Source organism: Microvirga arvi (genome assembly GCF_016892765.1).
GTDB classification, from domain to species: Bacteria; Pseudomonadota; Alphaproteobacteria; order Rhizobiales; family Beijerinckiaceae; genus Microvirga; species Microvirga arvi.
Window position 1 is genome coordinate 121,054 of sequence record NZ_JAFEMD010000005.1, and the last position, 15,730, is coordinate 136,783.

A 15,730-nucleotide genomic window follows, 5' to 3' on the forward strand; every position below is an offset into this window, starting at 1 on the left:
TCCTGTCGGTGAGCGTGCGAGGCTGCACCACAGGACCGTGTCTGCTCCCGCACTGCGACGCCTCGCGAGCGCGCCCCTCGACAGGACCAGATCTAAGACAACGATATAGCCGAGGTTGGGAATTCTGTCAAGAACAAAGTAAGAACATTGCGCAGGCTCTTACTGCTCCTCTCGCGTCATCACCGGCCTTGTGCCGGTGATCTCGATGGCATGGGGCGCTGAGCTTCACAGGATCGGGATGGCCGGGACAAGCCCGGCCATGACGGTGGAGGGAGTTGGGATCGGACAGTGCGCTCTGGAGCCTCCTTCGAGACGCGGATTGCGTCTGCTCCTCAGGATGAGGGGAAGGGAAGACAAAGATGTGGATCCCCGGATCAAGTCCGGGAACGGGGATGACGAGGACGGTGACACAGCCGGATGAGTGTCAAAGCCCGAACGGGTAGGTCTCCGGCATGCCCCTGCCATGGGCATGGCTCAGCGGGGTAACGGCCCTGGTCTCCTCGAACCAGACGAAGGCGTCGAATTGCTCGGCGAGGACCGCTTCGAAGTAGTGGCTGTAGAGTTCCGTTTCAGGGCGGTAGACCACCCCGATGGCCCGCTCCAGGCGCGGCCGCGAGAGAACCTCCGTCAGCTCGGCCTGGCCGTTTTCGCGCCATTCGGTGAGGAAGCAGCCGAGGCCCGTATCCCGGAAGATCCGCTCGTGGCTGTCCGGCCGCGCCGGGCGGACGCTCTTGACCTGCATCGGCTCGTCCCAGTCGTCGGCAGCCGCCACGGTCCCGCGATCCGTACTGAGCCCGATGAGAACCGCATCTCCGCGATAGGCCTTGCGGCAGAGTTCGCCGATGTTGAACTCGCCCTGCCAGCCCATGGCGGTGGCGGCGGCATTGCCGATATGGGAGTTGTGCGCCCAGACGACGGCCTTGGCGTTGTCGCGCCGGGCGAGAAGGCTCTGGAGCGTCTCGAACATGTGCCGGTCGCGCAGGTTCCAGGACTCCGTCGCGCCCTCGTACATGATGCGGTAGTAGTGCTCGGCCGCGTGGACGATCTTGGCGTTCTGGACCGCATCGAAGAAGGCCTCGCCCCCGTCTGCCGGAAGATAGTCCATTCGTTTGTCGAGGATCGTCTGGAGCTGGTGCAACAGAGCCTCGTCACAGGGCTTCTTCTGCCCGGTGAGAACGGCGCGGCCATAGCGGGCCGGATCGGACTGCCAGGGGCTCAGGCAGCCATAGCGTCCCCTCGCCTCTTTCGCGGCCTCCGGATCGACCTTGTCGAGATATTCGAGAACGGAGCGGATCGAGGAGTTCAGGCTGTAGACATCGAGCCCGCGGAACTCGGCCCGCTCGTCTTCCGCACGCTCCTTGTTGTGCTCGCGCATCCAGTTGACGAAATCGGCCACCTCTTCATTGCGCCACATCCAGGTGGGGAAGCGCTCGAAGGCCACGTCGTCGCCGTCGGGAACAGAGCGGTGGCGCACGTAAGAATCGATCCGGGCCGCGTCGGGCCAGTCGGCCTCCACCGCCACGATGGTGAAGCCATGGTGCTCGATCAGGCGCTTCGTGATGGCGGCGCGGGCCCGGTAGAATTCCGAGGTGCCGTGGGTCGCTTCGCCTAAGAGCACCACCTTGGCGTCGGCAAAGCGATCGAACATGGCGCCGAAGGCCTGCTCATCCTCGATCGGCGGCAGGGACTCGCCGTGCTCGCGCACACGATCAACGGCGTCCTTGATCGAGGCTTCATTCTCGCTCTGCTTCCAGGACAAACGGGCCATGGGATCACCTCCCGCCATCCGGGCCGCGATGCCCGGCTCTGGCCGAAAACGGCAGCAGGACTCGCCTTGTTCCCGCTCGCGCATCGTCCGAGAAAACGAAACAGCCGGGGCATGAACCCCGGCTGATGCGAGCACTCCTCTGCAGAAGCAGCCTACCAGTAGAAATAGAAGTGCTCGGCCTTCAGATCCTTCAGCCGGACATTGGCCAGCGTGAGCTGGTCGTCGCCCTTCAGCCACTCACCCGTCCCGAGATCCATCACGACGTTCTTGCCCACCTGCTTCATGTGCGGCTTGAGCGTGGCGAAATCGACGATGCCGGAATGGTTGATGTTGTGACGGATGAGCAGAAGCTCTTTCTGATTCACCTTGAAGTCGTAGACGATGTCCTGGCCCATATCGGAATTGAAGACATAGCGATCGGAGCCCGAACCGCCCCAGAGCTTGTCGTTGCCGGCTCCAGGGTCGAGAACATCGTCGCCTGAGCCGCCCCAGATCTGATCGGCACCGAACCAGCCGGAGATCACATCCTTGCCATCGCCGCCATAGAGCTTGTCGTTGCCGGCAGGGTCCGACATATTGTCGCCCTTGATAGTGTCGTTGCCGGCCCCACCCTGGATGATGTCGCTGCCGCCGCCGCCCTCAAGCCGGTCATCGCCGGCTTCGCCGTAGAGCTTGTCGTTGCCTTTGCCGCCATCGAGAAGATCGTAGCCATTGCCGCCGCGAAGCATGTCGATGCCGTCATCACCATACAGCATGTCGTCGCCGTCCTCACCGCGCAGCTGGTCGTTGCCCGCTCCGCCATAGAGGATATCGAGACCGTTGCCGCCATAGAGGCGGTCGTTGCCTGAATCGCCCTCCATATAATCGTCGCCGTCATTGCCGTAGAGAGCATCGTTGCCGGCGCCGCCATAGACGGTGTCGTCGCCGTTCTGACCGCTCAGATTGTCGTTGCCGCCGAGGCCGTTGATGACATCATCGCCATCCTGGGCCTTGATGACATTGGCCTTGTCCGTTCCGGTAATCTCGTCGTTGCCGGGGGACGGCTTCGTGGAAGCGCCCGCCGGTCCGGTGCCGTTGAACATGAACCACTCGGCTGTCGGCGCCGCTGACGTCATGATCGTGAGGCTGCCGCCATCCGCGAAAGCGATGACATAGCCACCGCCGACCTGATGAATCTGCAGGTCCGTGAAGCGGGTGCCGACGTTGTTCAGGACGATCCGGTCGCCCTGCCCAGGGTCGAAGCCGAGGATCGTGTCGTTGCCCTCGCCGCCAGCATAGACATAGACATCCGCACCGGCATTGCCCTGCAGGGTATCGTTGCCGCCTGCTCCGACAAGCGTGTCGTTGTTGAACCCGCCTCTCAGCACGTCACCGGCGGCCGTGCCTGAAATCAGCCTGCCCTTCACCGATTGAGGATCCTTGAAATACTGCTCGACGAGCTGGTCGGCCAGCTTGCCGTGGGTATAGTAGCCGTCATCCGGGCTGGGATCGGCCACCATCTGGCCCGCATCGTAGTTCCACAGCCAGTAGCCGCCGACCCAGCCTTCGTTGGCCTCGTCGGTGATGATCTTGTAGAAGGCTTGGAACATGTTGGCCTGCTCGACGACATCGACCGTGCCGCTGCGCCAGGTCCAGGGATCGTAGTTGCTGCCGTCGAGGCTGCGGAAACCGGTCTCGGTGAAGATCAGCTTCTTGCCATACTGCTCGGCGATCCGCTGCAACGCATCGATGGCCGAAATGTTCTCTCCGAACCTTTCGACAATCGGCTGGCTGACATGTCCGAACTTCGACGGCCTGGTCCAACCGTCAATCAGCTGCTGCAAGGTCGGGTTGGGACTATCGGTAAACGAGATGTAAGGGTTGGCGCCGATGTAATCGAGCTTGTCCCAAAAGCTCACATGGAGCGCCTCGGTCCAGGTCGCGGCATAGGTCAGCTGGCCGTCGTAGACCTCGCGCACGGCATCGATGATATCGACCCAATACTCGCGGTAGTTGTCGCCCGTCATGCTCTCGCATTCGTTGCCGATGGCGAAAGCCGTCACGCCGTTCTTCTGCGCGAGCCTGGCGTAATGCACCACGGCTTCTTTGTAGGACGCGAACCAATTGTCCGCCCACTGCTTGGCCTGAGCCGGGGTAGAGCCTTCAGGCGGACCGATCAGGGCATTCCAGTCGCCGTTCTGGACGTTGACATGAAGCTTGAAGATGATCTCGAGCCCGCGGCTCTTGGCATAGTTGATCGCGGCCTCGATCGAGCCGTCGCTTTCCGTGCGGGGAGCGTTGTCGGTGTTGTATCCGCCGGGGTCGCCGTTGTCGCGGTACACGCGGGTCGATGTCAGGCTGTCCATATACACGGTCGGGACGATTACGACCTGCGAGGCGCCATCGCCCTGGATCAGGTCGAGATTCGTCCGAGTCCACGGCATCCGGAAATTGCCGTCCCACCAGGAGGGAAGGCTTTCGGCCTGGAAATCGAACAACTTAGGCATGATGGCAGCCCTTCAGAGAATGCTTAGCAGCGCTAAAGCGCTTATAGAATTACGCTTTTGATATAACGTTTATGCAATGTTCTCGCAAGCGCGAAGGGCAGTCAGCGTTAAAGCTCCCTTGCTTGAGACATGAGAGGGGATGCGGGACGGATTGGAGGCGCATGGCACCCTTCCCGCTCCGGGCACCTCAGGAGACGATGTGCGTAACGCAACGCGAGCGTCGTTCCGCCGCAGCCATCACCACTGGCCGCGCATCTCAGGCAACGCCGGCCATGATCGTGGCAAAAGCTTCCTCGGCGGCAATGACGGTGGCCATCTGAACCGTATGGGCAAACCGGTAGGCCTCCCCGTAGATCGTCTCGTCCGGGAATTCCGTAATCAGGGTCAGCGGCGTCGGATTCCGCTCATCGGAGGTCAGGAGGCAAGGCACGTCGTTGATGATCTCGTAGGGCGTGCCGCCCGAATGGATCGAGCAGATCTCGATCTGGCGGCGATTGAATTCGGCCAGACCCGGTACGGCCGAGAGGCCGTTCGTGACGGCCTCGACCAGGGTCCTTGCCGTCCCGGCCCAGGCGGGATGATGACGGATGATCAGGAAGAAGCCCTTCGGGATCGTCCAGAGCTCGAAGCCGCGGGGCAGGTAGCCCGTGAAGGGCCGCGTCCATTCATGGGCCGGGTAACCATGGAAATTGAGATGCAGCTGTGCGCCCGACAGCGCCAGCGCCTGGTTGCGGGCGCCGATCTCGTAGACGGGTTCGGCGCGGCCATATTCCAGATCGTTGCCGAGGGAGGTATAGCGCGCGGCATGGTGCATGTGGCGCGGGCTGCCTTCGCAGAGGCGGCCATGCAGCGCGTAGCCGTCCGGGTTCTCGACGGGGATATAAGCTATGTTCGCATCAGGGCTGGCCAAAAGCCGGCGAACGGCCCTCAAGGTGCCGACCGGAGCCGAGGTCTCATTGGCATGCTGTCCGCCGGTCACGAGAACAGCCGGGCGCGATCCGGCCCGGTAGATGCCGGGGATGGGACGTCCTTCGCGGGACATTCCCTCGAACGTTTCACCAGGGAGCGCGGCAAGCTCGCGATGGATCTGCGCGAGGCTGGGAGCCGCATCCGCCGTTTCGATATCCTGCTCCGGCCGCTCAGGATCCTGCGGCGTGCCGAAGGAGCGCAGGCTCACGCGCACCTGCGCATCGCCCTCGCCGGCGCGGATGTCCGGCACGATCTGGCCCGGCTGCAGGCCGCGATCCTCGGGCGGGCGTCCGGAACGGTGCTTGAAGAACTCGATGATCGAAAAGTAGAAGTCCTCGTGCAGCGCCTCGCGGGTGCTCATGACCTCGTCGCCGTAATCGAGCGGACGCTCGATGCCGGGTATCGTGACATCGATGGCGAGCGTCTCGGCATAAGGCTCTTCTGAAGGCCATTCATGGGCCATGATTGTCGACATCACCTTGTGGAAGACTTGCTCGATCTCGGTCTCGAGCGGCTCGTCGAGGTCGGTCCCTCCATCGGCGCGGCCCGTCACCTTCAGCCAGCCGGTCGGGGTCAGGTCGACCTGATCGAGATGGTTGGTGCGCAGGCGGTTGGGCGCGAAGACCTCATGCTCCGCGACGCTTTCATCCGCATATTCGAGCGTGACCCGATAAGTCAGGCCCGTCTCGCCGGGCTCGAAGCGCGTGTCGATGCCCTCGAGCAGGGCGGCCAGAGGATAGGCCTCCGACAGGAAGCGCAGACGGTCCGCCTTCTCATGCACCGGATAGCGCACAATGGCCCGGGTCACGCCCTTCAGGTCGAACTCTTCGAGAAAGGCATGGACGAGCGGCTTGTAGGCGCTGCGCAGGCGGGCATGAATGCCGGATGCGGCAAAGACCTGCTCGGCGCGGCGACGCGCCGCCTCGTCCTCGAACAGCCAGGCTTCGAGGACCATGCCGCGATGGTCGCTTCCGCCCCATTCGCGCACGAGGCTGTCGAGAGTGCGCGGAATCCGCTCGTCGAGCAAAATTGTCATTTCGAGGTCTGTCCTGTCGGGTCGAGGAGATCGCGCAGCCAATCTCCGAGGAGGTTCAGGCCGAGCACGGTGAACATGATGGCAAGTCCCGGGAAGACGCTGACCCACCATGCCGTCTGCAGATAGGTGCGCCCGTCCGCCAGCATGCCGCCCCAGCTCGGGATCAGCGGATCGACGCCGAGGCCGAGGAAGGTCAGGCTGCTTTCGAGCAGGATGTTGTTGGCCACCTGCAGGGTCATCAGGATGATGATGGGACCGAGCACGTTGGGCAGGATGTGGGTGAGGATGATGCGTCCGTTGCCGACGCCGATGGCACGCGCGGAGAGGATGAACTCACGGTCCCGCAGCGACAGCACGGAGCCGCGCACGAGGCGCGCATACTGCACCCATTGCGCGACGATCATGAAGAAGATGATCTTGTCCACACCGGTTCCCAGAATGGCGAGGAACATGATCGCGAGCAGGATGAAGGGGAGCGCCAGCTGAATGTCGGCAAAGCGCATCAGCAGGATCTCCGTGATCCCGCGATAGTATCCGGCCACGAGCCCGATGAACGTTCCCAGAGTCACAGCTCCCAGCACTGAGAAAACGCCGACGGTGAGCGAGATCTTGCCGCCGACGATCACCCGCGCCAGCACGTCGCGGCCGAGCGGGTCCGTACCGAGAGGGTGGGCGAGGCTCTGAAACGGCGGCGTGAGCCGTGCCATGAGGTCCATGCTCTCGCCGCCATCGGGAAAGAGGAGGCCGGAGAACAGCACGGCGAGGGTCATTCCGCCGGCGAGCAGGACGCCGAGGACGAGTTCGAGGGATCTGAAGTGCCGGCGCGCCGACGACATAGCCTGAGCAGCAGCCATGAGCGTCACTCCGTCCGGATGCGCGGGTCAATCAGCCCGTAGGCGATATCGACCAGAAGGTTGATGAGAACGATGAAGAGCGCCAGCACGGTGATCGTGCCCTGGAGCACCGGATAGTCGCGGTTGGAGATGGCATCAAAAGCGAGCGTGCCCATGCCCGGCCAGTTGAACACCCGCTCCACGATCACGATGCCGCCGATGAGACCGCCGAACTGCAGGCCGATATAGGTGACGAGCGGAATGGCCGAGTTGCGCAGGGCATGCTTGTAGAGCACGACACGGTCGCGCAGGCCCTTGGAGCGCGCCACCATGATGTATTGCTGCGACAGGGTCTCCAGCATGGAGGTGCGCACGAGGCGCACATTGGTGGCGGTGAGGATGACCGCCATGGTGAGCGCCGGCATAATGAAGCTCTCGGGCCCTTCCATGCCGCTCGGAGGCAGGACTCCAAGCACGATGGAGAACAGGAGCACCAGCATGATGGCGAGCCAGAAATTCGGGAAGGACAGGCCCACCAGCGACAGGATGCGGATGAGCTGATCCGGCCAGCGTCCCCGGTTCACGGCCGCATAGATGCCGAGTGGTACGGAAAGAATGATCGATGTGATAAGCGATGCGAAGGCCAGCAGCAGCGTTGCCGGGAGAGCACGGGCGATGAGCATGGAGACAGGGGTGCCACCCATGAAGCTTTTGCCGAAGTCGCCTGTCAGGATGCCCTCAAGAAAGCTGAGGTATTGGACAAGGAACGGGCGATTAAGCCCAAGTGCCTGCCTGATGTTCTCAAGATCCTTTTCGGTGACGTTGCCGCCGCCCATGAGCATGATGGCAGGATCGCCGGACAGCCGGATCGCGAAGGCAACGATCAGGGTCACGGCCAGGACCACAAAGATGGCCTGCAGCAAACGCTTGAAAATGAAGCCTGCCATTCCTTAATACCGTCCCTATCCTAAACCGTCTTGCTTTTTGAAAGAAGCCCCGCTCGCGCGGGGCTTCTGCGTGATGATGAGGCTCGGCGAAGCGCCGGGTATCCGGCTATTCCACAGTCGTCTCGGTGAAGCGGAAGCGGCTGTCGGCGGGCGCATCGAAGTTCTTCACCCGCTTGTTCACGCCGAAGATCGTGTTCTGGTTATAGAGCGGGATCTCAAGCGCCTTGTCGGCCACGTAGCGGGCGACCTCCTGCAGAACTTTTTCACGTTCCTTCACGTCATAGATCGTACGCTGCTTCTCCAGCAGGGCGTTCAGCGTCGGATCGTTGTCGTAAGGATTCCACTTCTCGCCCGAGTGATACATCAGGTAGGCGGTGTTGTCGTAGTCGAAGGTCCAGCCGCCCCAGGCCTGATGCCAGGCCTCGCCGGTCTTGCCGTTCGGGATGATGTCGTTAAGCAGAACCGGGGGCTCGTGCGGCTGGAGCGCCGGCTTGAGGCCGAGCGCCTGGAGGAAGCCCGCGGCCGCCTGCGCCACCTCGCGGAAGGTCGCGTCATTGCCGCGGAAGTCGATCCGCACCGGCGCGCCGGCGGGCACATTTGCCTGCTGCAGCATCTGCTTCGCCTTGGCAAGATCGAAGGGCAGCGGCTTCATGGCCGGGTCGTTGCCGAAGGACAGCTCGGACTGGAAGCTCGCAATCGGCTTGCCATGGCCGAGCAGGACCGCCTTGATGATGGCATCCCGGTCGATGCCCATGATCAGCGCCTTACGGACATTCACATCCTTCGTGATGCCGTCCTTGGTGTTCAGGCGCAGCGAAACCACCGTGGGGCCGGTGATGCTCAACAGGCTCAGGTTAGGGCTCTTCTCCACTGTCGGAGCAAGACCGAAGGGGATGAGCGTCGCGATGTCGATGCGGCCGGCCTGCAATTCGGCCACCTGGGTGTTCGCCTCGGAGATGAAGCGGGCCACGACCTTGTCGAGCTTCGGGGCGCCGCCCCAGTGTTCAGGGAAGGCTTCGAGGGTCAGGCTGACCTTCGGGCTGTATTCCACGAACTTGAACGGGCCAGTGCCGACCGGGTTCATGTTGAAGTGGGCGTCGCCCTTCTCCTGGATGTATTTCGGCGGCACGATCATCGCGCCATAGCCAGCAAGCTTGGTGAGCAGCACGGGATCGGGCTGCTTCATGATGAAGTCGACCGTGTTGTCGTCAACCACCTCGACACGATCAATGGAGGTATAGTTCGACTGCTGCGGGCCCTTCTTGCCCTCGTCGCCGAGCAGACGATCGAAGGTGAACTTCACGGCCGCCGCATTGAAGGGCTCGCCGTTGTGGAACTTCACGTTCTGGCGCAGCTTGAAGCGGATGCGACTGTTGTTGTCCAACAGCTCCCAGGAGGTCGCGAGACCGGGCTTCAGCTTCATATCCGCGCCGCGGGCGGTCAGACCGTCGAAGATGTTGTTGGCGGCGGACGACCAGTTGACGAGGAAGGTATCGATTGGGTCCCAACTGCCGGGGTCGATCGCCACCGCGAAGGTCAGTGTCCCGGCAGCTTGAGCCTTGGACGCCATCAGGGGCGCCAGGGCCACTGCTGCCGTCAGGCCAAGGGCCTTGAGTGTTGTCGAGAACTTCATGCGTTGTCTCCCTTTGGAAAAGTGTTGTTATGCTGCCCCACGAAGCGAGTCCGCCTCGATGGCCACCCAGTGCCCCGGCGCGACCTCGCGCATGCGATGGATGGCGGGCTCCTGCCCGACCGGGCGTACGGGGCTCGGGATCTCGCCCTCGATCCGCACCTTCGCCCGCTCGCGCTGCGGATCGGCAATCGGCACCGCCGCCAGCAGCTTGCGGGTGTAGGAATGCTGCGGATTCTCGAAGATCGCCCGCCGTGACCCGAGCTCGACGATCTGCCCGAGATACATCACCGCGACGCGATGGCTGATCTTCTCCACCACGGCCATGTCGTGCGTGATGAAGAGGTATGACAGCCGCCGCTTCTCCTGCAGCTCCATGAGCAGGTTGATGATCTGCGCCTGGATCGACACGTCGAGCGCAGACACGGATTCGTCCGCAATCACGAGCTTGGGATTGCTGGCGAGCGCCCGCGCGATACAGATGCGCTGACGCTGACCGCCTGAGAACTCGTGCGGATAGCGCTTGGCGTGCTGCGGCTGCAGGCCGACCTGTTCCAGCAGCTCATGCACGCGCCTCGTACGCTCTTTGGAATCCTTGATCAGCCCGTGAACGATGATCGGCTCGGCGATGCTGTAGCCCACCGTGTGGCGCGGATCGAGGGAGGCGAAGGGATCCTGGAAGATGTACTGGATCTCCTGCCGCAGGCGCCGCCGCTCGGCCTGGCTCATGGCCTCCATGTCGCGCCCGTCGAAGCGGACCGTGCCGCCGGTCGGCTCGACGAGCTGCTGCAGCGTGCGTCCGATGGTGGACTTGCCGCTGCCGGATTCGCCCACGAGCGCCAGCGTCTCGCCGGGATAGATGTCGAAGCTCACCTCCTCCACCGCATGGACCCGGTGCGTCACGCGGCCGAAGAAGGTCTTGCCCACATCGAAGCGAGTGGTGAGCTTCTCCACCTGGAGAATGGGCTTGGTGTAATCGGCAGTGTCCTGCTCGTGGGTGCCGCCGACGGGCTTGGCCACGCCGCCATCCATCACCATCACGGGCGTGCGCTTCGGCAGCGGCTGGCCGGTGAAGGCACCTAAGCGCGGCACGGCGGAGAGTAGCGCGCGGGTATAGGGATGCTGCGGAGCGGCGAATACATCGCGCACCGGCGCCTGCTCCACCTTTTCGCCCTTCCACATCACCACCACATCGTCGGCCATTTCGGCCACCACGCCCATGTCATGGGTGATGAAGATGACGGCGGTGCCCATCTCGGCTTGCAGGTCGCGGATGATGTTGAGGATCTGCGCCTGGATCGTCACATCGAGTGCTGTCGTGGGCTCGTCGGCGATGAGCAGCTTGGGATTGCAGGCGAGCGCCATGGCGATCATCACGCGCTGGCGCATGCCGCCTGAGAGCTGGTGCGGATAGCGGTCGAGGAGCCTGTCCGCATCCGGCAGGCGCACCTTCTGCAGCAGGTCCCTCGCGCGCAGCCTGGCCTCGCGCCCGTTCAGGCCCTGGTGCAGGATCAGCGTTTCGGCGATCTGGTTGCCGACGGTAAAGACCGGATTGAGGGACGTCATCGGCTCTTGGAAAATCATGGCGATATCGTTGCCGCGGATCTCCCGGAGCCTGGCGTCGGATGCCTTGACGAGGTCGATGGCCTCGCCGCCGTCGGGGCGAAACAACACCTGTCCACCGGTGATGCGCCCGCCCGTGTAGTCCGTCAGGCGCATGATCGCGAGGGAGGTGACGGATTTCCCCGACCCGGATTCTCCGACGACCGCCAGGGTTTTCCCCGGCTGCACGTCGAAGCTGACGTCCTTGACCGCCTTGAAGGCCTCGTCCCCTGTGCCGAACGCCACCGACAGGGAGCGGACCGACAGGAGAGCTTCAGATTGACGATTGGCTTTATCCGACATCCATCCACGCTCTTGAGACAGCACCGGCCCGATGAGCAATCAGGCTGAAACCAATTTGATACCTATCATCCATCACAGCCGTGGTGCCGATACGTCAAGCACCGTTTGCGTCAGATCAGGCAATCACCTGGATCATAGATCCAGCCCAGCGCAAAGCGCGAGTCCTTTGTTATGAAGTAACCCATTCTCCACCGCGCATGAGCGGCTCGGCCCTGCCATCCTGTGTGATACCATCCACATCCACCTGATCGGAGCCGATCATCCAGTCGATATGGATCAGGCTCTTGTTGGAGCCACGGGAGGCAAGCTCCTCCTCGCTCATGGCGCCGCTGCCCCGGATGCACTTGCTGTAGGCCTGGCCCAGCGCGATGTGGCTCGAGGCGTTCTCGTCGAACAGGGTGTTGAAGAAGAGCAGCCCGCTCTGCGAGATCGGCGAGGAATACGGCACCAGTGCCACCTCGCCGAGGCGTCGTGCGCCCTCGTCGGTATCGAGGACCTTGTTCAGCACGGCCTCGCCCGTGCGCGCCCTGCTCTCCACGATGCGCCCGCTCTCGAACCGCACCTGGATGTCCTGGATCAGGGTGCCGTTGTAGGAGAGCGGCTTGGTGCTCGTCACTGTGCCGTCGACGCGGTCCTTGTGAGGCGTGGTGAAGACCTCTTCGGTTGGGATGTTGGCGTTGCAGACGAGGCCGTTCTTGGCCGTCGTCGATCCACCGTTCCATTCATGGCCGTCAGCCAGGCCGACGCGCAGATCGGTGCCCGGACCTCGGAAATGCAGCGCGGCGTAATTCTTCTCGTTCAGCATCCGGGTGCGAGTCTGCAGGGCCGCATTGTGCCTCTCCCACGCGGCAATGGGATCCGGGACGTCGACGCGGGAGGCGGAGAAGATCGCCTGCCACAGTCTGGCGAGAGCAACCTCGTCCGTATCGTTCGGGAACACGGTCTTGGCCCAGGCCGGCGTCGCTGCGGAGACGATGGTCCAGTTGATGTCGAACCCGGCAATCATGTTGAGGGCCGGCATGTAGGCCTTGGAGCGGGCCCGGTTGGCGCGCGAGACCTTGTCCGGGTCCTCCTTGGCAAGCAGCGACGGGTCCTCGCCCACGATGGCAAGCCGGGCGGCACCGTTCTTGTAGGCCGCCGCCATACCCTCGTAGAGCCAGGCCGGAGCCGTGTCGAAGCCTTCGTCCCGGCCATGGCGGAAGCGCGCGAGGGTGCTCTCCTCGTCGGAGAAGATCGTGGTGACGAGGGACGCACCGGCCCTGTAGGCATGCTCCGTGACGCGCCGCACGAGGGCGACGGCATCGAGCGGCGCGGTCATGACCAGTTCCTGGCCGGGCTTCAGCCCCAAGCCGACCCGAACGGCGACCTCGGCCAAACGGTCGAGAAGCTGAGCATGGGAGGCGGCATCGGGCATGTTCCGGACTTGTTCGTTCATGATGGTGGTCTCTCGTCATGAAAATGATGGCTGGAGAAGCTACACGGCCCTGCGGCCCGTGCAACCTCCATGGCTGAAGTCTCACATATTCTCCGGTTGCGTGATGCCAAGGACTTCTGGGTCGAAGGCGATGCTCTTGATGATGGCATGGACCGGAAGGCCAGGCTTCAGGCCAAGCTCGTCCACGGATTTCCGGGTCACGCGGGCCACGACGCTGTCGCCGCCGCAATCGAGTTGCACATCCACGCTCGTCCCCTCGGCCTCGTCGACCGAGGAAATGAATCCCGGCAGCACGTTCAGGGCGCTGAGGCCCTCGGGGGCCTTCAGCGATAGCATGATGTCGCGGGCGCGAAGGCGCACGCGCAGTCTCGTACCGACAGGATGCCGGAGCCGCGGGACGGTCAATGCTCCGGCTCTCGCCTCCAGAACGGTCAAGCCGTAGGCGTCATCATGCCCGCACACGCGAGCCTCGATCAGAGCGCCGGCTTCGGTGAGACCAGCCTGCGCGAAGACATTCGTGTGCCGCAGGACCTCGGCGGCCGGACCGGAGGCCATCACCTGCCCCTCGGAGAGCACGACCACGAACGTCGCCAGTCGCGCGATCTCGGACACGGAATGGCTGACGAGAACGATGGGAACACCGCCCTCGTCGCGCAGGCGCTCGAGATAAGGAAAGATCTCGGCCTTGCGCGCCTCGTCAAGCGAGGCCAGCGGCTCGTCCATCAGCAGAAGCTGGGGATCGGCCAGCAGCGCACGGCCGATGGCAACGCGCTGCTTCTCGCCGCCGGACAAGGTCGAAGGGCGGCGGTCGAGCAGATGTGCGATGCCGAGAAGATCCACAACGTGATCGAAGCTCGCCTTCCGCCCGCCTTCGGGCGTGAACCAGCGCCCGAAGAGCAGGTTGTGCCGGACATTCAAATGAGGGAAGAGCCGCCCCTCCTGAAACACGGTGCCGATCCGTCGCCTGTGCTTCGGCACGAAGACGCCCTTCTTCGTATCGACGAGCGTTCGCCCTTTCACGGTGATCCGACCATGATCGGGCCGCAGGAGGCCGCCAATGGCATTGACGATGGTGGTCTTGCCGGAACCGGACGGGCCGAAGAGCGCCGTGAGCCGTCCATCCGATTGAAAGCGCGCCTGCAAGGCGAAGGACCCTTGCTCGTGTCGGACATCGACGTCGAGGATCGTCACGCGTGGACCCTTCTCCGCACCCGCCGCGCCAGCCACTCGGACAGCCAGAGCGCGCCGATGGAGATGGCAACGGAGACGAGCGTCAGCCGCATCGCACCCGCATCGCCCCCCGGAACCTGCGTATAGGCGTAAATCGCGGACGGAATGGTCTGCGTCTCGCCGGGAATGCTGGAGACGAAGGTGATCGTCGCACCGAACTCCCCCATCGCCTTGGCGAAGGACAGCACCATGCCTGCAATGATGCCGGGCAGGATCAGCGGCAGCGTGACCACGCTGAAGACCCAGAGGGGACGGGCGCCAAGCGTGCCCGCAGCATCCTCGAGCTTGCGGTCGACGGATGCGATGGACAGGCGGATGGCGCGCACCAGCAACGGAAAGCCCATGATAGCACAGGCGAGCGCCGCACCGGTCCAGCGGAAGGAGAACACGATGCCGAAATACTCCTCCATAAAAGCTCCGATGGGACCGCGACGTCCGAAGCCGACGAGCAGGAACCAGCCCACGACCACCGGCGGCAGGACCAACGGTAAATGCACGAGAACGTCGAGCGCCTGCCGCCCCCAGAAGCGCCCGCGCTCCAGCAGGAAAGCGACGGCGACACCGGGAATGAGGCTTGCCGTCATCGCAGCGAAAGCGACCTTCAGGCTGAGGCGAACGGCCGTCCACTCTTCTGGAGAAAGCCCCTCCATCAGGAGCCTGATCCCGCTTTGTTCAAGAGAGTGAAGCCCTGCGTCTCGAAAAGGGGTTTGGCTTTGTCCGAGCGCAGAAACGCCAGGAACGCAGCAGCCTCAGGATTGGTCGAGTCCTTCGTGAGCGCGACAGGGTAAATGATCGGCGGATGGCTATCCTCCGGGAATGTCGCGGCGATAGCCACCTTCGGGTCCGATGCGGCATCGGTCTTGTAGACGATCCCGAGGGGTGCCTCGCCGCGCGAGACGAGGAGGAGCGCAGCGCGAACGTTCTCGGTCTGCGCGACCCTGTCCTTCACGCCTGCCCATGCGCCGAGATGTTCGAGAGCAGCCTTTCCGTACTTGCCAGCCGGCACGGCATCCACATGCCCCATCGCCAGACGATTGCTTCCGAGGATCGACGCAAGATCAAGGCCTGGCTTAAGCTCGACCTGCACCGCAGAGCCTTTCGGTGCGATGAGAACGAGAGAATTGCCGAGGAGGTTGACGCGGCTCTCAGGTTTGATCAGTCCTTTTGCGGCTGCATAATCCATCCAGTCGAGATCGGCGGAGAGGAAAAGATCGGCCGGTGCTCCTGCCTCGATCTGTTTGGCGAGCGCGTTGCTCGCCACATAAGAGACAACGGCTCGTTTTCCGGTTTCCTTCGTCCAGGCGGCGCTGACCTCATCGAGGGCGTTCTTCAGGCTGGCGGCGGCGAAGACCACGATATCCTTCGTCTGGGCCGATGCCCCGCCGAACGGCGCGACGCAAGCAAGGCCCAGCACCAGCACAAGCCTCCTTGTGAAACCGCCAAATGCGAAGCGCGCTGGACGCATGGTCTTTCTCCACGGGAGGGCCACAG

Annotated in this window: 11 protein-coding genes; all 11 read right to left on the minus strand. The window is 63.3% G+C overall.

Features of this window, described 5'->3' with window-relative positions:
- Window positions 1-424 precede the first annotated feature (424 nt).
- Window positions 425-1,768, minus strand: a complete 1,344-nt coding sequence (locus ILT44_RS04890; protein ID WP_204238449.1) for an erythromycin esterase family protein — start codon at window positions 1,766-1,768, stop codon at window positions 425-427.
- Window positions 1,769-1,920: 152 nt separating this feature from the next.
- On the minus strand, window positions 1,921-4,254 hold the full coding sequence (locus tag ILT44_RS04895) for a glycoside hydrolase family 113 (RefSeq protein ID WP_204238450.1): 2,334 nt from the start codon (window positions 4,252-4,254) through the stop codon (window positions 1,921-1,923).
- Window positions 4,255-4,510: 256 nt separating this feature from the next.
- Window positions 4,511-6,259 (minus strand): M14 family zinc carboxypeptidase, encoded by a 1,749-nt coding sequence (locus ILT44_RS04900; protein ID WP_204238451.1) that lies wholly within the window; start codon window positions 6,257-6,259, stop codon window positions 4,511-4,513.
- Window positions 6,256-7,113, minus strand: coding sequence for an ABC transporter permease (locus tag ILT44_RS04905; RefSeq protein ID WP_204238452.1), 858 nt, complete (start codon window positions 7,111-7,113; stop codon window positions 6,256-6,258). Before ILT44_RS04905 ends, ILT44_RS04900 begins: the two co-directional genes overlap by 4 nt.
- Window positions 7,114-7,118: 5 nt before the next feature.
- Window positions 7,119-8,039, minus strand: a complete 921-nt coding sequence (locus tag ILT44_RS04910; RefSeq protein ID WP_204238453.1) for an ABC transporter permease — start codon at window positions 8,037-8,039, stop codon at window positions 7,119-7,121.
- Between the two features lie 106 nt (window positions 8,040-8,145).
- Entirely contained in the window at window positions 8,146-9,672 is a 1,527-nt protein-coding gene (locus ILT44_RS04915) for an ABC transporter substrate-binding protein (RefSeq protein WP_204238454.1), read from the minus strand.
- A 27-nt stretch (window positions 9,673-9,699) separates the two neighbouring features.
- Window positions 9,700-11,574: an ABC transporter ATP-binding protein gene (locus ILT44_RS04920; protein ID WP_204238455.1), complete on the minus strand. Its 1,875-nt coding sequence runs from the start codon at window positions 11,572-11,574 to the stop codon at window positions 9,700-9,702.
- A gap of 169 nt (window positions 11,575-11,743) precedes the next feature.
- A complete protein-coding gene (locus ILT44_RS04925; RefSeq protein ID WP_204238456.1) occupies window positions 11,744-13,009 on the minus strand; it encodes an aminopeptidase in 1,266 nt (421 codons plus the stop codon).
- Window positions 13,010-13,090: 81 nt separating this feature from the next.
- Window positions 13,091-14,200 (minus strand): molybdenum ABC transporter ATP-binding protein, encoded by a 1,110-nt coding sequence (gene modC, locus ILT44_RS04930; RefSeq protein ID WP_204238457.1) that lies wholly within the window; start codon window positions 14,198-14,200, stop codon window positions 13,091-13,093.
- On the minus strand, window positions 14,197-14,889 hold the full coding sequence (gene modB, locus ILT44_RS04935; RefSeq protein ID WP_204238458.1) for a molybdate ABC transporter permease subunit: 693 nt from the start codon (window positions 14,887-14,889) through the stop codon (window positions 14,197-14,199). The genes modC and modB overlap by 4 nt, the downstream gene beginning before the upstream one ends.
- Window positions 14,889-15,704, minus strand: a complete 816-nt coding sequence (gene modA / locus ILT44_RS04940; RefSeq protein WP_204238459.1) for a molybdate ABC transporter substrate-binding protein — start codon at window positions 15,702-15,704, stop codon at window positions 14,889-14,891. The genes modB and modA overlap by 1 nt, the downstream gene beginning before the upstream one ends.
- Between the last annotated feature and the right edge of the window lie 26 nt (window positions 15,705-15,730).